Below are 18,444 nucleotides of genomic sequence, written 5' to 3'. Positions count from 1 at the left end.
CTTCACAGCCTTTGAGGCATGCGCTGTACCTGTGGGAGCGGGCGTGCCCGCGAAGCTTTTCAGGGCTCCCACCGATTTTGGCCAACAAAGTCCCCCCCGGCTCTAGGTCCCCGAGCCGCCATGCGTTAGCATCCCTCTCCGATATGACGCATCGGCCGCCACGGCCATGCCAACAATAAGATTCGCTACTTTTCTTGCTAGGGGACTTGGTGATGATCAAGAAATACCTTTCGCGACTGCTGGTCGGTGTCACCGCCCTGGTCGCCGTGACGGCGGCCCAGGCGGGCGCGATCGATGACGCGGTCAAGCGCGGCACCCTGCGGGTGGGCATGGATCCGACCTACATGCCTTTCCAGATGACCAACAAGCGTGGCGAGATCATCGGCTTCGAAGTCGATATCCTCAAAGCCATGGCCAAGTCCATGGGCGTCAAGTTCGAGCCGGTATCCACGGCCTATGACGGCATCATCCCGGCCCTGCTGACCGACAAGTTCGACATGATCGGCAGCGGCATGACCCTGACCCAGGAACGCAACCTGCGCCTGAACTTCAGCGAACCCTTCATTGTGGTTGGCCAGACCCTGCTGATCCGCAAGGAACTGGCGGGCGAGATCAAGTCGTACAAGGACCTGAACAACGAGAAGTACCGCATCACCTCCAAGCTCGGCACCACCGGCGAAATGGTTTCCAAGAAGCTGATCGCCAAGGCCAAATACCACGGCTACGACAACGAGCAGGAAGCGGTGATGGACGTGGTCAACGGCAAGGCTGACGCCTTCGTCTACGACGCGCCTTACAACGTGGTGGCAGTGGACAAGGCCGGTGCCGGCAAGCTGCTGTTCCTCGAAGAACCCTTCACCTACGAGCCGCTGGCCTTCGGCCTGAAGAAAGGCGACTACGACAGCATCAACTTCATCAACAACTTCCTGCACCAGATCAAGCATGACGGGACCTACGATCGTATTCACGACAAGTGGTTCAAGAACAAGGACTGGCTGAAGGAAATGGAATAAGGCCCAGGCCACAAGCCGGCTTTATGACCCCGACGCGCAGGCAAACCCTGCGCGTTCGCATTTACGGAAGTACCCCACGTGATCAAACACAAGAAAGCCCAGTGGCCCTGGCACGGTTTGACTGCCCTGGTCCTGGTGGGCCTGGCGTTCAGCCTGTACATGGCCACCTCGATGATTTCCTACGAGTGGCGCTGGAACCGCGTACCGCAGTACTTCGCCTACAAGGCCGAGGAAGCACAGCGCGCCGCCGGTTACGGCACCGTGCAGGACATCGTCATCTCTGGCGACAATGCCCGTGTCACGCTGAAAGACGAGAGCGGTGCCGAGCAGGTGCTCGATGTTGCCAAGGACAGCCTGCAGCTGGCCCGCGGCGACGATGTTTCCGAAGGCGACCAGATTGGCGTCACCCGTCACTGGGCGGCCGGCCCGCTGGCCTGGGGCCTGTGGACCACGCTTTGGATTTCGGTGGTATCCGGTGCCCTGGGCCTGTTGATCGGCCTGTTCGCCGGCCTCTGCCGCCTGTCCAGCAACCCTACGCTGCGTGACCTGTCGACCGTGTATGTCGAACTGGTGCGCGGTACACCGCTGCTGGTACAGATCTTCATCTTCTACTTCTTCATCGGTACCGTGCTCAACCTGTCCCGCGAGTTTGCCGGGGTGGCTGCACTGGCGCTGTTCACCGGTGCCTACGTGGCCGAAATCGTTCGTGCCGGCGTGCAGTCCATCGCCAAGGGCCAGAACGAAGCGGCCCGCTCGCTGGGCCTGAACGCGGGCCAGTCGATGCGCCACGTGATCCTGCCGCAGGCCTTCAAGCGTGTGCTGCCGCCTTTGGCCGGCCAGTTCATCAGCCTGGTCAAGGACACCTCGCTGGTCTCGGTGATCGCCATTACCGAACTGACCAAGAGCGGCCGCGAGGCCATCACCACCTCGTTCTCGACCTTCGAGATCTGGTTCTGCGTGGCAGGCCTGTACCTGCTGATCAACCTGCCGCTGTCGCACCTGGCCAGCCGGCTCGAGCGGAGGCTTGCGCAAAGTGATTGAAGTCCGTGACCTGCTGAAAGTCTTCGACACCCGTGGCCACGTGGTACGGGCCGTGGATAACGTCACCACCCAGGTCGCCAAGGGCGAAGTGGTGGTGGTACTCGGCCCGTCGGGCTCGGGCAAGTCGACCTTCCTGCGCTGCCTCAACGGCCTGGAGCATTTCGACGAAGGCCATGTGGCCATCGACGGCCTGCAACTGGCCGATCCGAAAACCGACATCAACGCCTATCGCCGCGAAGTCGGCATGGTGTTCCAGCACTTCAACCTGTTCCCGCACATGACCGTGCTGGAGAACCTGTGCCTGGCACAGAAGGTGGTGCGCAAGCGCAACAAGGCCGACCGCGAAGCCAAGGCCCGGGCGCTGCTGGAGAAGGTGGGCATTGCGCAGAAAGCCAACGAATACCCGTCGCGCCTGTCCGGTGGCCAGCAGCAGCGGGTGGCGATCGCCCGAGCCCTGGCCATGGACCCGAAAGTGATGCTGTTCGACGAACCGACCTCGGCGCTCGACCCGGAAATGGTCGGCGAGGTGCTGGATGTGATGAAGACCCTGGCCCAGGAAGGCATGACCATGGTCTGCGTCACACACGAAATGGGCTTTGCCCGTGAAGTGGCGGACCGGGTGCTGTTCTTCGATCATGGCAAGCTGCTGGAAGATTCGGCGCCGGCTGCGTTCTTCGCCTCGCCGAAAGACCCGCGCGCGCAGGCGTTCCTGCGCCAGGTGCTTTAACCGCAGGGGGCGCTTTGCGCCCCAATCGCCGGCAAGCCGGCTCCCACAGGATTACCACAGGTACTGAGAACTGTGCGGTCCCTGTGGGCGTTGGCTTGCCGGCGAATGGGCTGCAAAGCAGCCCCCCGCAAACTCAAATGCTGAATCGCCCCACCATCCCTCGCAACTGCTGCCCCAGCTGCTCCAGTTCCCCACTCGAAGCCGCCGTCTGCTCACTGGCCGCACTGGTCTGATCCGACACATCCCGCACATTCAGCACACTACGGTTGATCTGCTCGGCGACCACGCTCTGCTCTTCGCTGGCCGTTGCAATCTGCTGGTTCATGCCCTGGATGTTCGACACGGTATCAGTTATCTGGCTCAGGGCCTGCCCCGCCTTGCGGCTCAGCTCCACGCTCTGTTCGGTCAGGTTCTTGCTGTTGTCCAGCAAGCGGGTCACTTCGTCGGTGCCGCTGTGCAGGCTGTCGATAAGCTGGCCAATCTCTTCGGTCGCCGTCGATGTGCGCTGGGCCAAGCCGCGTACTTCGTCGGCCACCACGGCAAAACCACGTCCTGCTTCACCCGCCCGTGCCGCTTCGATCGCCGCGTTCAGGGCCAGCAGGTTGGTTTGCTCGGACACCGACTTGATCACATCGAGGATGCCGCTGATACGCTGGCTTTCGCCAGCCAGGTGCTGCATGGCTGCCAGGCAATGGTCCATCTGGCCGGCCAGTTGTTCGATACGGCCGATAGCTTCGGCCACTACCTGGTCGCCGACCTGCGCTTGCTGGTCGGCGTTGGTCGCTGCCAGCGAGGCCTGTTCAGCGTTCTGTGCCACTTCCTGCACGGTGGCGCTCATCTGGTTCATGGCCGTGGCCACCTGGTCGGTTTCCTCGCGCTGCTGGTTGATGCGCAACTTGGTGTCTTCGCTGCTGGCCGCCAACTGTGTGGCGGCCTGTGACAGCTGACCGACGCCCTGGTCGATGCCACCGATCAGCTCGCGCAGGCTCAAGGTCATTTCGCGCATGCTGGTTTGCAACTGGCCCATCTCGTCGCGGCGTTGTACCGGTTCGATCTGGCTCAGGTCGCCCATGGCGATGCGCCCGGCCACGGCCAAGGTTTGGCGCAAAGGCTGGGTGATCTGCAAAGTGATCAACCAGCCGGCCACCACACCTACGACTAACGCCAGCAGGGCTACTGTGGCCAGTAGCGAGCGTGCTTCGAGGGCTTCCCTGTCGCGCTGCTCGATCTTGCGTTTGCCAAGTTCCAGGCTGACCGCGCGCAGCTCGTTGCCCATGTTCTCCATGTTGTTTTGCAGCTGTTCGACACGCACTGCGGTCCGGCGATATTCATCCAGGCTGGCGCGATACCTGGCCAACTGCTCCCCGGGCTGCTGGGTGAGCGTACGGGGCAAGCCGAGTGGAGCAAGGCCTTTGAGCAATTGCGCAAGGCTGTTGTCAGCGGCATCCAGCGAAGCCTCGCCGACCTTGGCAAAGCTTTCCACGGGGGAGAAGGTATAGGCCGGAACGAGGCTCTGCTGGTTGGCACCATCGATATGACGGCTGAGCGTGTCCATCAGCCCCAGCACACCGCCTTGCTGGCTGTCAGCAGGCATTTTCAGCAAGGCCTGGGTCTGGAGATCATCGATTACTTCACTGAGCTTCTGCTCCTGTGCCAGCATGGCCTGGCGCAGGGCGATGCGCTTGTTGACAGTGTTTTCCAGCTCGCTGAAGTCGTCGCGCAGGCGCTGCAGCAATACCAGCTTTTCCGTCAGCATCTGCCGAGATTCATCCACGCTGCTGCGTTGCTGCAAGGTGGTCAGCATGCTGTCGAGCTGGTCGAGAATGTTGGCTATGCGCGTTCTGCTGGCGTCGTCGTTGAGCACACGGTAAGTGATGCGCTCTGCGCGCAGGTCTTTGGTCAGATCGTTGATCAGGCCGATTTCGCTGAGTTGCTGCGAGCGCACAATGGCGTCATCCAGTGCACGCCAGCCACTGACGGTGGTGGCCAGGGTTAGCAGCAGGACTACGGCGAAGCCGAGGGCGAGCTTGGCTGCGACACTGATGTTGCCGAGCTTTCGGTTGAGGTAGCCGAGCATGAGGGATCTCCGTGCGATTGGGGGCGGGGATGCAGGCGCATTGCTGGCATCACACCTTTGCCAATCGGCAGCGGAGCTGTAGGACTTGACCTGATAATCAGGTAGGAAATTTCGCCTAAATAGGTAGGAATACACCGCCTGCACTGGCCTCTTCGCAGGCAAACCCGCGAAGAGGCCACTGCAGGCGACCTACACATCAACCTAGAGCCTGAACCGCCCCACCAACCCTTGCAGGTGGGTACCCAACCGCGCCAGCTCCACACTTGAGCTGGCCGTTTCTTCACTGGCCGCCGAGGTCTGGTCAGAAATATCCCGTACGTTCATCACGCTGCGGTTGATTTCTTCTGCCACGGCGGTTTGTTCTTCCGCTGCCGTGGCAATCTGCTGGTTCATGGCCTGGATCGACGAAACGGTCCGGGTGATAGTCTCCAGGGAGCTGCCGGCACGGCGCGTCAGTTCGACGCTGCTGTCGGTCAACTGGCGGCTGCTGTCCATCACGCTGGCCACGCGCTGGGTGCCGCTCTGAAGCCCGGCAATCAGTTCTTCGATCTCTTCGGTCGATTGCTGGGTGCGCTGCGCCAGGCTGCGCACTTCATCGGCCACCACGGCAAAGCCACGCCCGGCTTCGCCGGCACGGGCCGCTTCGATCGCGGCGTTGAGGGCCAGCAGGTTGGTCTGCTGGGCCACCGACTTGATCACATCAAGCACGCTGCCAATCTTGTCGCTTTCGACCTTGAGCTGGTTCATCGCTTCGCTGGAGTTGACCACTTCGCCGGCAAGGCGCTCGATCTGCGCTACCGCCTCGCCGACCACACGATCGCCTTCACAGGCTTGCTGGTCGGCCATCAACGCAGCTTCCGAGGCCTGTTCGGCATTGCGCGCCACCTCATGCACCGTGGCAGTCATCTGGTTCATGGCGGTCGCCACCTGATCAGTCTCGACCTTCTGGTTGTTGACCCCGGCACTGGTCTGCTCGGTCACCGCCGACAGCTCCTCGGCAGCGCTGGCGATCTGCGTGACACCATCACCGATGCCGCTGATCAGCTCGCGCAGGCCCTGGGTCATGCGATGCATGCTGGCTTGCAATTGGCCCAGTTCGTCGCGGCGTTGTACCTGCAGGTTCAGGGTCAGGTCGCCACTGGCCACGCGTTCGGCGGCGTGCAAGGTCTGGCGCAGCGGAATGATGATCTGCCGGGTGATGACCCAGGCCGCCAGCAGGCCTAGGGCCAGCGCCAGGACGGTCGCCACGGCGAGCAGGGTCTTGGCCTGGGTAGCCCCGGCGTCACGCACAGCGGTTTGCGAGGTGGTCATCGCCTGGCTGGTCTGCAGCAGTACCGTGCCGTGTTCGACCATGCTCTGCAGGGCCTGCTCACTGGCGACCTGGGCATTGCCGAACTGGGTGACCGCGTCGCGGTAGCCTGCCAGGGCGGTGGTGGCATCGTCCAGGCTGGCAGCGTGCTCCGCTGGTACTTTGGCCGGCAGCGCGCGCAGCTCGGCCAAGGCCTGGTCTATGGCCTTCAGCGCCGTTTGCTGGTAGTCGGCATTGCCGCTGTAGGTATAGCCGCGTACCTGGAAGCGCGCCTGCTGCAACAGGGCGCTGACTTCCACTGCGTGCTGGTACTGGCTGATATCGCCACCCTGCAGCAGGCCGCGTTGCACCCGGGCAATCAGCTCCGCGGCCTTGTCGGCAGTGTCGCCAAGCACGGCGCGGCTGGCCTCGCGGCGTTGGCCGGCCTGTTTCAGCTCGTTGAATGCCTGCTGATAGCCGCGCACGGCCTCGCGCTGCTGCTCAAGGCGTTGACTGTCAGCGGGCTGCTCGATCTGCCCGAGCATGAACTGTACCTGGCGGTCGAGGTTGCCCAGGGCCTTTTCCAGCTCTGCCACCGAGGCTTCGTCAGGCTGGCGCTGGTAATGCTGACGGGCGATGCGCAGCTCCTGGGTGTACTGCTGGATGACCGAGATGTTCCCCAGCTTGTCGCCACGGTTGATGATGCTGTCCATGCCGTGCCAGCCGGCCAGGGTGATGGCCAGTGTCAACAGCAGCACCAAGCCGAAGCCCAGCCCCAGTTTGCGATTGACGCTCACATTGCCCAATGATTGGGCGAACCATTGATACATGTACGACTCCCCGGCGCCTTGGCAGCACGATTAATTGTTGTGTTGCCAAGACAATCGGCCTGGGGAAGGGAAACTTTATGGGTGAAAGTTGACTTGTGTGTCAGAAAATCCGTGAAAGCAACGCTGTCACCGCGGTTTCTACCCGCAGGATGCGGTCGCCCAGCTGGACCGGAGCCAGGCCGGCCTTGCCCAGCAGGTCCACCTCGTAGGGGATCCAGCCGCCCTCCGGGCCAATGGCCAGGGTCACTGGCTGCTCCACTGCGCGCGGGCAGGCGGGGTAGGGGCCGGGGTGCCCGACCAGGCCCAGGGTGCCTGCGGCGATGGCCGGCAGGCGGTCTTCGACGAACGGCTTGAAGCGCTTCTCGATGATCACTTCGGGCAGCACAGTGTCGCGGGCTTGTTCCAGGCCCAGGATGAGGTTCTCGCGAATGCTGTCCGGGTGCAGGAAGGGTGTTTGCCAGAAGCTTTTCTCGACCTTGTAGCTGTTCAGCAAAATCAGCCGCGGCACGCCAAGGGTAGATACGGTCTGGAACAGCCGGCGCAGCATTTTCGGCCGAGGTACGGCCAGCACCAGTGTCAGCGGCAGCTTGGCCGGTGGCTGCTGGTCAAAGACGACTTCAAGTTCGGCTTCGTGCCTTTCCAGGCGCAGCACCGTGGCCTTTCCCATCAGGCCGTTGATACGGCCCACGCGCAGGTTGTCGCCCACCGCTACACGGTGGATGTCCTGCATGTGGGTGAAACGCCGGTCTGCGAGAACGACGCGTTCGGCCGACACGAAGTCGGCCTCTTCAAGGAGCAACAGGTTCACGGTTGGGTCGCTGGTGGCTGGTCGTTGTGGTCGTTGGCGGTTTCGTCGTGGGCGCTGCGCTTGCGGATCAGACTGCCGCACAGCACGCCGATCTCGAACAGCAGCCACATGGGTACGGCCAGCAGGGTCTGAGAGAAGATGTCCGGTGGGGTAAGGACCATGCCGACCACGAAGCAGCCGATGATCACGTAGGGGCGAATCTTCTTCAGGTACTTGACGTCGACCACGCCGATCCATACCAGCAGCACCACCGCTACCGGGATTTCGAAGGCCACGCCAAAGGCGAAGAACAGCGTCATCACGAAGTCGAGGTAGCTGGCGATGTCGGTCATCATCGACACGCCTTCCGGTGTGGCGCTGGCGAAGAAGCCGAAGATCAGCGGGAACACCAGGAAATAGGCGAAGGCCATGCCGGCGTAGAACAGGAAGATGCTGGAAACAAGCAGCGGAATGGCAATGCGCTTTTCATGCCGGTACAGCCCGGGTGCGATGAAGCCCCAGATCTGCTGCAGGATGAACGGGATCGCCAGGAACAGCGAGACGATCATGGTTAGCTTGAACGGCGTGAGGAACGGAGAGGCCACGTCGGTGGCGATCATCGTGGCATTGGCCGGCAAGTGCTCGCGCAGCGGCGCGGAGACCAGGGTGTAGATCTGCTGGGCAAAGGAGAACAGCCCGGCAAAGATCAGGAAAATGACGGCAACGCAACGCAGCAGGCGGGTGCGCAGTTCGGTCAGGTGCGAAACCAGCGGCATTGGCTGGTCGTGTTCCGGATTTTCGCTCATGGGGCTCGCGGCGGTTGAGGCGGTTCAGAAGGCGTGGCCGGGGTGGCAGCGGTCTCGACCGGCCTGGCTTCGAGCCCGGCGGGCGGCTGAACGGTTGCGGTGGTAACAGGTGGCTGCGCCGGTGGCGTCATCGGGTTGAGGATGCGCTTGGCCTCCTCTTCCATCTGCAGGATGTGTTCGTTATGCAGCTGGCGGCGGATTTCGTCGGCGCCGATTTCGCGTTCCACTTCCATCTTGATGCTGTTGAAGCTGCGTTTGAGCCGGCCGATCCACAGGCCTGCCGTGCGCGCGGCACCGGGCAGGCGCTCGGGGCCGAGCACCAGCAGGGCGACCAGGCCGACGAGCAGCAGCTCGCTGAAACTGATGCCGAACATAGGTCAGTCTTTCCGCTGCGGCTCTTGGACCGGCTGGGCCTGGCCTTCGATGGTGTGGCCCTGGTTCTGCTGGGCAGTATTCTGCACTGGTGGAACGGGTTGGGCAGGCGGCGGGGTCTGCTCGGCCGGCTTGTTCTCTTCATCGCTCATGGCCTTGCGGAAGCCTTTGATCGACTCGCCCAGGTCACTGCCGAAATTCTTCAGCTTCTTGGTGCCGAACACCAGGACCACGACCACCAGCAGGACGATCCAGTGTTTCCAGTCAAAGATACCCATTTCGTACTCCTGAATTTTACATGTAAAGCGAATTGTTCTGGCAACGCGGTCCCTGTGGGAGCGGGTTCACCCGCGAACACCGGCTTAGCCGGTGCCATACACCACGTCGCATTCTTCGCGGGTGAACCCGCTCCCACAAAAAAGAGAGGGGCCCCGCGCACTTAAATTACATCAGGCAGACGGCTGTCGAGCCGCCTTCTCATCATGCCCGGAAAGCCCGAAACGGCGTTCCAGCTCATCTAGCACGGCCTGTGGATGCTGGCCCAGCGCGCTGAGCATTACCAGGCTATGAAACCACAGGTCGGCGGTTTCGTAGATGACATCGCTGTAATCCTTGCTGACCGCCGCGTCCTTGGCGGCAATGATCGTCTCGACCGACTCTTCGCCGAGCTTTTCGAGGATCTTGTTCAGGCCCTTGTGGTACAGGCTGGCCACGTAGGAGCTGTCGGGCGCCGCTTGCTTGCGTTCTTCAAGCACTTCGGCAAGGCGGTTGAGGGTGTCGCTCATGTCAGTGTCCTGCGCTGTAGATGGCATCCGGGTCTTTCAGGACCGGGTCGACGGTTTTCCACTGGCCGTCTTCGAAGACGCGGTAGAAGCAGCTTTCCCGGCCGGTATGGCAGGCGATATGGCCCAGTTGCTCGACCATCAGAATGATCACATCGGCATCGCAGTCCAGGCGCATTTCATGCAGCTTCTGCACATGCCCGGACTCCTCACCCTTGCGCCACAGCTTGCCACGCGAACGCGACCAGTAGATGGCGCGTTGCTCGGCGGCGGTCAGGGCCAGCGATTCGCGGTTCATCCAGGCCATCATCAGCACGCGTCCGGTCTTGTGGTCCTGGGCGATCGCCGGTACCAGGCCCTCGCTGTTCCACTTGATCTCGTCCAGCCAGTCTTTCATCGTCGACTCCAAAGCGGGCCCGCTCCTGTGCCGGGCCCTTTGCGCTAGTGTGCCAGCCATGGGCGCGGCTGGCTATTGGCGCACGATCAGGTAAAGGCCGGCGGCCAGCATCAGCCAGGCCGGCCAGGCGGCAGGGGCGGCCAGGCTGGCATCTGCGGCGGCACCAGCGGCCAGTACCGCACCACCGCCGAGCAGGCCGGCGCCGAGCAGGCGCAGCGCCCAACGGTCGCCCTGGCGGCGCCGCTCCGGCAGTTGCGGATCGTGCAGGTGCGGTTGCGACAGGCGCTCGAGCAGGTCGCGGGCCATGTCTGCCAGGTGCGGCAGTTGCTCGACCTGGCTGTGGATGTTGCCGAGCACGGCCTTGGGGCTCATGCGGTCGCGCATCCAGCGCTCGAGGAATGGCTTGGCGGTGCTCCACAGGTCCAGCTCCGGGTACAGCTGACGGCCCAGGCCTTCGATGTTGAGCAGGGTCTTCTGCAACAGGACCAGCTGCGGCTGCACTTCCATGTTGAAGCGCCGGGCGGTCTGGAACAGGCGCATCAGCACCTGGCCAAAGGAAATATCCTTTAACGGTTTTTCGAAGATCGGCTCGCATACGGTGCGGATCGCCGCTTCGAACTCGTTGACCTTGGTGTGCGCCGGCACCCAGCCCGAGTCGATGTGCAACTGGGCGACGCGGCGGTAGTCACGCTTGAAGAAGGCGATCAGGTTGCGCGCCAGGTAGTCCTGGTCCTCGTCGGTCAGGCTGCCGACGATGCCGCAGTCGATGGCGATGTACTGCGGGCTCCATGGTTTGACCGTGCTGACGAAGATGTTGCCGGGGTGCATGTCGGCATGGAAGAAGCTGTCGCGGAACACCTGGGTGAAGAACACCTCCACGCCTCGTTCGGCCAGCAGCTTCATGTCGGTGCGCTGGTCGGCCAAGGTGGCCATGTCGGTCACCGGCACGCCATAGATGCGCTCCATCACCAGCACCTTGGGACGGCACAGGTCCCAGTACACCTGGGGCACGTACATCAGCTCGGAGCCTTCGAAGTTGCGCCGCAGCTGGCTGGCGTTGGCCGCTTCGCGCAGCAGGTCGAGCTCGTCGTAGATCGTTTTTTCGTAGTCGCCGACGATTTCCACAGGGTGCAGGCGGCGGGCATCAGCCGAAGCGCGCTCGGCAGCCTTGGCGATCAGGAACAACCATGCCAGGTCCTGGGCGATCACCGGCTTCAGGCCCGGGCGTACCACCTTGACCACCACTTCCTCGCCACTTTTCAGGCGCGCAGCGTGCACCTGGGCCACCGAGGCCGATGCCAGCGGCTCGACGTCGAAGCGGCTGAACAGTTGCGTTACCGGGGCGCCTAGCTGTGCCTCGATCAGCGCCACGGCCTGCTTGGGGTCGAACGGCGGCACGCGGTCCTGCAGCAGCATCAGCTCATCGGCAATGTCGTTGGGCAGCAGGTCTCGGCGGGTGGACAACAATTGGCCGAACTTGATGAAGATCGGCCCCAGGTCCTGCAGGGCCAGGCGCAGGCGCGCGCCACGGCTGAGCTCGGACGGCTTGCGCGGCAACCAGCGCCACGGCATCAGCAGGCGCAGGCTCATCAGCCACCAGGGCAGCGGCAGGTCGAACAGCAGGTCATCGAGACGGTAGCGGATCACCACACGCTGGATGCGAAATAGACGGCGGACGGCGAGCAGCTTCATGCGTTATCGCTGGTATCAAGGGTTCGGGAAAGGCGCTTGAGACGCGCCTCGAGTCGTTCTGTATCGAGCTTCAGGGCATCGAGCTCGCTGAAGGCGGCTTCGGCTTCGCGCTTGCCGACCAGAGTGCGGGACTCTTCGGCCAGGTACTCGGAAAGGTTCTGGCTGAAGCGCGCCAGGCCCTGACGGGTCCAACGTGCGCGCAGGCGGATGTGGCCGGCCAGCAGCGCCGTGGCGACCGGGCCGAGCCAGCGTTGCAGCTCGTGCTCCCAGTCCAGCTCCAGGTCCTGCAGCACACCGAACAGGTCGAGCAGCACGGCGCTGTCGCCATGCAGTTCCACTTGCGGGCTGTGCAGCACGGCAGTCTTGTCCCTGGCCAGGGCCAGTTGCGCCAGGCTGCCGGCCGGGGCGCGCAGGCTGCAGTCGACCTCGCCTTGCCAGTGGGCGGCGAGCATCAGGCCCTCTTCATCGGGCAGGATGAACACCTGCAGGGCCGGTTGGCGGCAGTCGATCTCGATGACCTTGCCCTCGAGCGCGGCCAGCCGCGGCAGTGCCGTGCTGTCCATGCGCAGGACGCGGTTCAGGCCATGTTCGACGCTGGCGAACAGCCCGGCCAGCAGCATCAGGGTTTGATTCCCCGGTGCACGGCAACGATGCCGCTGGTCATGTTGTGATAGGTGACGCGGTCGAAACCGGCATCGACCATCATGGCCTTCAGGGTTTCCTGATCGGGGTGCATGCGGATCGACTCGGCGAGGTAACGGTAGCTCTCCGAGTCGTTCGTGATCAGCTTGCCGGCCAGCGGCATGAAGGCGAACGAGTAAGCGTCGTAGGCCTTGGACATCAGCTTGTTGGTAGGCTTGGAGAACTCCAGCACCAGCAGGCGACCGCCCGGCTTGAGCACGCGCAGCATCGAGCGGATGGCTTCGTCCTTGTGGGTGACGTTGCGCAGGCCGAAGGCAATGGTCACGCAGTCGAAGTGGTTGTCCGGGAATGGCAGCTTCTCGGCGTCGGCCTGGACGAACTCGATGTTGCCGGCCACGCCACGGTCGAGCAGGCGGTCACGGCCCACCTTGAGCATTGATTCGTTGATGTCGGCCAGCACTACCTGGCCGGTCGGGCCGACCAGCCGCGAAAACTTGGCGGCCAGGTCGCCGGTACCGCCGGCGATGTCCAGTACACGATTGCCGGCGCGTACACCCGACAGCTCGATGGTGAAGCGCTTCCACAGGCGGTGCATGCCGCCGGAAAGTACGTCGTTCATCAGGTCATACTTGGCCGCTACCGAGTGGAACACCTCGGCGACTTTCTTCGCCTTCTGGCTTTCAGGGACGTCCTGGTAACCGAAATGGGTGGTGGGTTCGGCGTGGTCGCCTTTGCGCTGGTCGTTCATATCGCTTCACCGGAAAAAATTACCGCCATTCTAGGGCGAACGGGCGGATTTGTCTTGGCGGGGTGTGCCAGTGGGCGGGGGCGGGCATAATGCTCATTATGTCTTCATCTTCAGGAACACCCGCATGACCCAGATCAGCGTCGAACGCAAACATTCCCTCGGCCGCGATGCCGCCCGTGCCAAGGCTGAAGCGCTGGTCGACAAACTGACCCGCGAGTACGACCTCAAGGCCACCTGGAACGGTGACCGGGTCGACGTGGCGCGCAGCGGTGCCAACGGCAGCGTGCACATCTTCGATGACCGCATCCGTGTCGAATTGAAGCTGGGCATGATGCTTTCGATGATGAGCGGCACCATCAAGGGCGAGATCGAGCGGGCGCTGGACAAAGCCCTGGCCTGAGCCCTTCCCGGGCCATGCTCCTTCACCTTAGGGTGAAGATTCTAATTTCCCTCTCTACCTTGTGCTCAAGCCCAACCTCCATGGGCGGTTTCTCCTCCACTCATGAGCATGAGGTACAGAGCATGGCCAAAGTGACTGTGAAGAAAAAGGACGACGCCCCGGGCACGCTGGGCGAGGTGCGCGGCTACGCGCGCAAAATCTGGCTGGCGGGCATCGGCGCCTATGCGCGTGTGGGCCATGAAGGCTCCGACTACTTCAATGAGCTGGTCAAGGCCGGCGAAGGCGTCGAGAAGCGTGGCAAGAAGCGCATCGACAAGGAGCTCGATGCTGCCAACAACCAGATCGACGAAGCCACCCAGGAAGTCAGTCGCGTACGCGGCAAGGTCGAAGTTCAACTGGACAAGATCGAAAAAGCTTTCGACGCGCGGGTAGGTCGCGCCTTGAATCGCCTTGGCATTCCGTCTAAACATGACGTTGAGGCGTTGTCCATCAAGCTTGAACAGCTGCACGAGCTGCTCGAGCGCGTCGCGCACAAACCATAAGGAGAGCAGGATGGCTGGCAAGAAGAATTCAGAGAAAGAAGGCAGCTCCTGGGTCGGCGGGATCGAGAAGTACTCCCGCAAGATCTGGCTGGCTGGGCTTGGTATCTATTCGAAGATCGACCAGGACGGCCCGAAGCTGTTCGACTCGCTGGTGAAGGATGGTGAGAAGGCCGAGAAGCAGGCGAAGAAGACCGCCGAAGATGTCGCTGAAACTGCCAAGTCGTCGACCACTTCGCGTGTATCGGGCGTGAAGGACCGTGCGCTGGGCAAGTGGAGCGAACTCGAAGAGGCCTTCGACAAGCGCCTGAACAGCGCCATCTCGCGCCTTGGCGTGCCGAGCCGCAACGAGATCAAGGCCCTGCACCAGCAAGTGGATAGCCTGACCAAGCAGATCGAGAAACTCACCGGTGCCTCGGTTACGCCGATTTCGTCGCGCGCTGCGGCCAAACCGGCTGCGAGCAAGGCGGCGGCCAAGCCACTGGCCAAGACGGCAGCGGCCAAGCCTGCGGCAAAAACCGCGGCAGCCAAGCCGGCAGCCAAAACTGCTGCGGCAAAACCTGCCACCAAGGCGGCTGCCAAACCTGTAGCAGCCAAACCAGCGGCGAAACCGGCAGCGGCCAAGCCTGCGGCAGCCAAGCCTGCGGCAGCCAAGAAACCTGCGGTGAAGAAAGCACCGGCGAAACCGGCAGCCGCCAAGCCGGCAGCCCCAGCGGCCAGCGCCGCTCCGGTCGCTAGCGCAGCTCCTGCACCAACCGCGGCTCCGGCCAGCAACCCACCTTCGGCACAGACAGGCACCGGTACCCTGATCTGATACCCCGTCGCCTTCTTCGCGGGTAAACCCGCTCCCACAGGTACTGCACCGTACCTGTGGGAGCGGGTTCAACCGCGAATGCGTCGGCTGCTGCAATACATTCCTGTCAGGCTTAACCCTCCAGGTAGCGCACCGCCAACTGCTCCGCCGCCCCCCGCGCCTGAGCCTGCAAATGCGGCGCCACCAGCATCATCACCTGGTACACCACAATCCCCACATCCCCCTCGCGCCCCAGTACCCGCTGATAATCCAGCGAGAACATCAGTGTCAAAGTGATCTGCTCCACCAGTTGCCCCAGCGCCTGGGTCTCGCTCTCCACCAGTCCCTGGCCCTTGAGGCTGGCCAGCAATGCCGCCAGCGTGCGCTTGAGCGCGTTGATCAGGCTACGCATGCCGCGGGCCAGCTTGGGCAGGCGCCCAGTCAGGTTCGACAGGTCCTGGAACAGGAAGCGGTACTGCGCCATGCGTTCGACGATCAGGTGCAGGAACAGCCAGTAATCCTCGGCGTCCAGGCGTACCTCCAGCGGCGGGTCGAGCAAGGGCATCAGCGCTTCTTCGAAGCGCTCGAACAGCCCCAGCACCAACGGCTCCTTGCCGTGGAAGTGGTAGTAGAGGTTGCCGGGGCTGATACCCAGTTCGTTGGCAATTTCCAGGGTGGATACGTTCGGTTCGCCCTGCCGGTTGAACAACTGCAGGGCACATTCGAGGATTCGGTCGCGAGTCTTCATCCAGTCGGCATGCTCATCGGGTCAGCACGTAAGTACCCGGCGCTGGGCCCAGCGGTGGGTAGGTGGTATTGCCCAGCTCGCTGCGCGGTGGCTTGAGCGGACCGGAGCGTGGGGTGATCCACTCCAGCCACAACGGCCACCAGCTACCTTCGCTGCGCTTGGCGTCGTGGAACCAGGCACGCGGGTCGCTGGACAGCTTGGGGTTGGCCAGGTAGTAGGCCTTGGGGTTGCCGGGCGGGTTGATGATGCTCTGGATGTGCCCGCTGTTGGCCAGCACGAAGCGCCGGTCACCGCCCAGCAGCAAGGCCGAGCGGTACACGGCGTCCCATGGGGTGATGTGGTCGTTGCTGCCGGCCACGGTGAAGCTGTCCAGTTCGACCTTCTGCAGGTCGATGGGTGTGCCGCACACTTCCAGGCCGGCGGGGTGGGTCAGCGGGTTGAGCTTGAAGAAGTCCAGCAGGTCGCCATGCAGCGCGGCGGGCAGGCGTGTGCTGTCGGCGTTCCAGTACAGGATGTCGAAGGCTGGTGGTGTCTTGCCGAGCAGGTAGTTGTTTACCCAGTAGTTCCATATCAGGTCGTTGGGCCGCATCCAGGCAAAGATCCGTGCCACCTCGGCGCCATCCAGCACGCCGCGCTGGTAGGAGCGGCGCTTGGCGGCCTCGATGGTCTGCTCGTCGGCGAACAGGCTGGCTGGGCTTTCGAACTTGCTGTCCAGCAGGCTGACCAGGTAGGTGGCGCTGCGCACCCGGCGCAGCTGGTGCTTGGCTTGCAGGTGGCCCTGCAGCGCGGCCATGGTCAGGCCGCCGGCGCAGGCCCCCATCAGGTTGGGGTCGCGGTTGCCACTGATGCTCCGGCAGGCGTTGAGCGCTTCTTCCAGGGCCTGCACGTAGCTGGACAGGCCCCATTCGCGGTGGCGCGGGTCGGGGTTGCGCCAGCTGACCATGAAAACCTGCAGGCCGCTCTTGAGCATGTACTGGACAAAGCTGTTGGTCGCGCTGAGGTCGAAGATGTAGAACTTGTTGATCTGTGGCGGCACCACCAGCAGTGGCCGGGCGTACTGCTTTTCGCTCATCGGCTTGTACTGGATCAGCTCCAGCAGCTCGTTGCGAAACACCACGGCGCCGGCGGTCGCGGCCAGGTTGACGCCCACTTCGAAGGCGCGCTCGTCGACCTGGCGTGGCAGGCCGTTGTTGTGGCGCAGGTCATCGAGCAGATGGGCCATGCCGCGTACCAGGCTTTGGCCACCGCTGTTGAACAGTTCCTTGACTGCCAACGGGTTGAGCAGCGAGTTGCTCGGAGCCAGGGCATCGTTGATCAGGTTGAACAGAAAGTGCGCACGGGCCCGGTCATCATCGTCCAGGTGACTTTCCTCGATCCACAGGCGAGTTTGTTTCTGCCACGCCAGGTAGGCCTGCAGGCCGCGCCGGTAGAGCGGGTTCTGGCTCCATGTCGGGTCGTTGAAGCGCGGATCGCGCGGGTTCGGCTGAAACGGTGTGTCCCCCAGCATCACCCGGCCCAGTTGGCCCCCCAGTGCCAACAGGTGATGTGCGGTGTGCAGCGGGTGGCGCAGGCTCTGGCGGCTGACATTGCGCAGCGTGGAAATCAGGTCACGACCGCGCAGGCCGAGGATGGCGTTCTGCACGTTCATGCTGGTGGCGGGAAGCGTTGTCGTTCCTTTGGCCGGTTTGTCTTTCATGGCAACACTCCCTCGTCCTGACCTGGTGCCTCATGACTAAACATACTTACTGATTTAGCAGGGTCTCTGTGGGAGCGGGTTCACCCGCGCACACCGGCGAAGCCGGTGCCATACACCGAGTTGGATTCTTCGCGGGTGAACCCGCTCCCACAGGCCCCCAAATCGCCCTCACACACCCGAAGCCGGGCGAGGATGCATGACGGCACGCTGACGCTCTTGCTGAAGGAACTTCATGATGATCGGCGCGACGGCCTCGGCCCGGGTGATCAGGAACAGATGGCCGTCGTCGATAATGTGTAGCTGGGCATTGGGAATTCGCCAGGCCAGCAGGCGCATGTTGATCAGCGGGATCAGCGGGTCGTCGTCGCCAGCCAGCACCAGGGTAGGCTGCTGGATCTTGTGCAGCCAGTGGATGCTGGTCCAGCCAAGCCCGGCGAACAGTTGCCAGTAGTAGCCCATTTTGCCGCCGGAGCGCACCTTGGCAGCATGGTGCATGGCCAGCTCCGGGTCGCGCCGGAAGCCGCCGCCATAGATCATCGGCGCAATGCGGATAACATGCGACGGCTGCACGTAACGCCGCGGGCTGGCCATCATCCACAACACCTTGGGCTTGCCCGGCACCATCACCGCACCGGCCGCAGTGGCGGCCAGTACCAGCTTCTTGCAGCGCTCGGGGTAATCGTGGGCAAACTGCTGGGCCAGGGCGCCGCCCCATGACACGCCGATGACATTGACCTGGCCGTAGTCGAGGTAGTCGAGCATGCGCGCCGTCAGTTTGGCCAAACCGGGGAAGCGATACGGGTGGCGGGGCGTGGACGAGCCGCCGACCCCGGGCACATCGAAGGCAATGACTTCCAGGTCCGGGTCCAGTGCTTCGATGAACGGAAACACCAGCTCCAGGTTGGCGCCGATACCGTTGAAGATCAGCAACGGCGTAAGGTGCGGTTTGCCCGGGCGGACGGCGGTGCGGATGGACTGATTGTCCAGCTCGACGGTCCTGAAGATGTAGGGTTGCGGCATGCGCGTGACTCATGGGGTGAAATGAACACCGTAGCCCCGCAGGGGG

At 63.1% G+C, this 18,444-nt stretch carries 20 protein-coding genes and 2 pseudogenes; 6 read left to right on the top strand and 16 right to left on the bottom strand.

Annotation, left to right across the window (positions count from 1 at the left end; all coding sequences use genetic code 11):
* Positions 1–215 precede the first annotated feature (215 nt).
* The 3 genes from IRZ77_RS07685 to IRZ77_RS07675 all read left to right on the top strand — a co-directional run bounded on the left by IRZ77_RS07685 (position 216) and on the right by IRZ77_RS07675 (position 2,781).
* A complete protein-coding gene (locus tag IRZ77_RS07685; RefSeq protein ID WP_024087841.1) occupies positions 216–1,013 on the top strand; it encodes a transporter substrate-binding domain-containing protein in 798 nt (265 codons plus the stop codon).
* 78 nt (positions 1,014–1,091) lie between these two features.
* A complete protein-coding gene (locus IRZ77_RS07680) occupies positions 1,092–2,054 on the top strand; it encodes an amino acid ABC transporter permease (RefSeq protein WP_025340922.1) in 963 nt (320 codons plus the stop codon).
* A complete protein-coding gene (locus IRZ77_RS07675; RefSeq protein ID WP_013974550.1) occupies positions 2,047–2,781 on the top strand; it encodes an amino acid ABC transporter ATP-binding protein in 735 nt (244 codons plus the stop codon). The genes IRZ77_RS07680 and IRZ77_RS07675 overlap by 8 nt, the downstream gene beginning before the upstream one ends.
* 133 nt (positions 2,782–2,914) lie before the next feature.
* Here IRZ77_RS07675 and IRZ77_RS27270 read toward each other — a convergent pair whose 3' ends face one another.
* From IRZ77_RS27270 to ubiE, 13 genes and pseudogenes are all read right to left on the bottom strand, one after another.
* Complete coding sequence (locus IRZ77_RS27270) at positions 2,915–3,628, bottom strand: methyl-accepting chemotaxis protein (protein ID WP_408003930.1); 714 nt, start codon at positions 3,626–3,628, stop codon at positions 2,915–2,917.
* Positions 3,629–3,769: 141 nt separating this feature from the next.
* Positions 3,770–4,858: pseudogene (locus IRZ77_RS27265) on the bottom strand (methyl-accepting chemotaxis protein); the annotation flags it as partial.
* A gap of 201 nt (positions 4,859–5,059) precedes the next feature.
* A complete protein-coding gene (locus IRZ77_RS27260) occupies positions 5,060–5,773 on the bottom strand; it encodes a methyl-accepting chemotaxis protein (RefSeq protein ID WP_408003929.1) in 714 nt (237 codons plus the stop codon).
* A gap of 141 nt (positions 5,774–5,914) precedes the next feature.
* Positions 5,915–6,859: pseudogene (locus IRZ77_RS27255) on the bottom strand (methyl-accepting chemotaxis protein); the annotation flags it as partial.
* A 217-nt stretch (positions 6,860–7,076) separates the two neighbouring features.
* A complete protein-coding gene (locus tag IRZ77_RS07660) occupies positions 7,077–7,784 on the bottom strand; it encodes a 16S rRNA (uracil(1498)-N(3))-methyltransferase (RefSeq protein WP_108480208.1) in 708 nt (235 codons plus the stop codon).
* A complete protein-coding gene (gene tatC / locus IRZ77_RS07655; RefSeq protein ID WP_013974546.1) occupies positions 7,781–8,569 on the bottom strand; it encodes a twin-arginine translocase subunit TatC in 789 nt (262 codons plus the stop codon). The genes IRZ77_RS07660 and tatC overlap by 4 nt, the downstream gene beginning before the upstream one ends.
* Entirely contained in the window at positions 8,566–8,943 is a 378-nt protein-coding gene (tatB, locus tag IRZ77_RS07650) for a Sec-independent protein translocase protein TatB (RefSeq protein WP_025340918.1), read from the bottom strand. Before tatB ends, tatC begins: the two co-directional genes overlap by 4 nt.
* 3 nt (positions 8,944–8,946) lie before the next feature.
* Positions 8,947–9,219, bottom strand: coding sequence for a twin-arginine translocase TatA/TatE family subunit (locus IRZ77_RS07645; RefSeq protein WP_003259853.1), 273 nt, complete (start codon positions 9,217–9,219; stop codon positions 8,947–8,949).
* Between the two features lie 171 nt (positions 9,220–9,390).
* Entirely contained in the window at positions 9,391–9,726 is a 336-nt protein-coding gene (locus tag IRZ77_RS07640) for a phosphoribosyl-ATP diphosphatase (protein ID WP_013974545.1), read from the bottom strand.
* Position 9,727: 1 nt separating this feature from the next.
* Positions 9,728–10,120, bottom strand: coding sequence for a phosphoribosyl-AMP cyclohydrolase (gene hisI / locus IRZ77_RS07635; protein ID WP_013974544.1), 393 nt, complete (start codon positions 10,118–10,120; stop codon positions 9,728–9,730).
* 72 nt (positions 10,121–10,192) lie between these two features.
* Complete coding sequence (gene ubiB, locus IRZ77_RS07630; protein WP_046613454.1) at positions 10,193–11,812, bottom strand: ubiquinone biosynthesis regulatory protein kinase UbiB; 1,620 nt, start codon at positions 11,810–11,812, stop codon at positions 10,193–10,195.
* Positions 11,809–12,432: a ubiquinone biosynthesis accessory factor UbiJ gene (locus IRZ77_RS07625; RefSeq protein WP_085599823.1), complete on the bottom strand. Its 624-nt coding sequence runs from the start codon at positions 12,430–12,432 to the stop codon at positions 11,809–11,811. Before IRZ77_RS07625 ends, ubiB begins: the two co-directional genes overlap by 4 nt.
* Positions 12,432–13,202 (bottom strand): bifunctional demethylmenaquinone methyltransferase/2-methoxy-6-polyprenyl-1,4-benzoquinol methylase UbiE, encoded by a 771-nt coding sequence (gene ubiE, locus IRZ77_RS07620; RefSeq protein WP_046613452.1) that lies wholly within the window; start codon positions 13,200–13,202, stop codon positions 12,432–12,434. The genes IRZ77_RS07625 and ubiE overlap by 1 nt, the downstream gene beginning before the upstream one ends.
* Before the next feature lie 124 nt (positions 13,203–13,326).
* On the opposite strand from ubiE, the gene IRZ77_RS07615 reads away from it, so the two are divergent.
* The 3 genes from IRZ77_RS07615 (at position 13,327) to IRZ77_RS07605 (ending at position 14,955) form a co-directional block, all read left to right on the top strand.
* Positions 13,327–13,602 (top strand): polyhydroxyalkanoic acid system family protein, encoded by a 276-nt coding sequence (locus IRZ77_RS07615; protein ID WP_015272091.1) that lies wholly within the window; start codon positions 13,327–13,329, stop codon positions 13,600–13,602.
* A 122-nt stretch (positions 13,603–13,724) separates the two neighbouring features.
* Positions 13,725–14,144 carry a phasin family protein gene (locus IRZ77_RS07610; RefSeq protein ID WP_085599821.1) on the top strand — a complete coding sequence of 140 codons (420 nt, stop codon included), beginning with the start codon at positions 13,725–13,727 and terminating at the stop codon, positions 14,142–14,144.
* Positions 14,145–14,154: 10 nt separating this feature from the next.
* Positions 14,155–14,955, top strand: coding sequence for a phasin family protein (locus IRZ77_RS07605; RefSeq protein ID WP_108480791.1), 801 nt, complete (start codon positions 14,155–14,157; stop codon positions 14,953–14,955).
* Positions 14,956–15,067: 112 nt separating this feature from the next.
* On the opposite strand, the gene IRZ77_RS07600 is transcribed toward IRZ77_RS07605, so the two are convergent.
* From IRZ77_RS07600 to phaZ, 3 genes are all read right to left on the bottom strand, one after another.
* Entirely contained in the window at positions 15,068–15,682 is a 615-nt protein-coding gene (locus tag IRZ77_RS07600; protein ID WP_196173218.1) for a TetR/AcrR family transcriptional regulator, read from the bottom strand.
* 13 nt (positions 15,683–15,695) lie between these two features.
* Positions 15,696–17,378, bottom strand: coding sequence for a class II poly(R)-hydroxyalkanoic acid synthase (phaC, locus tag IRZ77_RS07595; RefSeq protein WP_196173216.1), 1,683 nt, complete (start codon positions 17,376–17,378; stop codon positions 15,696–15,698).
* 168 nt (positions 17,379–17,546) lie between these two features.
* The gene (gene phaZ / locus IRZ77_RS07590; protein WP_046613446.1) at positions 17,547–18,398 is read right to left on the bottom strand and encodes a poly(3-hydroxyalkanoate) depolymerase; all 852 of its coding nucleotides are present in this window, start codon (positions 18,396–18,398) and stop codon (positions 17,547–17,549) included.
* Positions 18,399–18,444: the final 46 nt, after the last annotated feature.

It is taken from the genome of Pseudomonas pudica, assembly GCF_015680405.1.
Lineage (GTDB): Bacteria > Pseudomonadota > Gammaproteobacteria > Pseudomonadales > Pseudomonadaceae > Aquipseudomonas > Aquipseudomonas pudica.
Note: the sequence above shows the minus strand (reverse complement) of the source record. Positions and strands in the feature narration are given on the sequence as shown.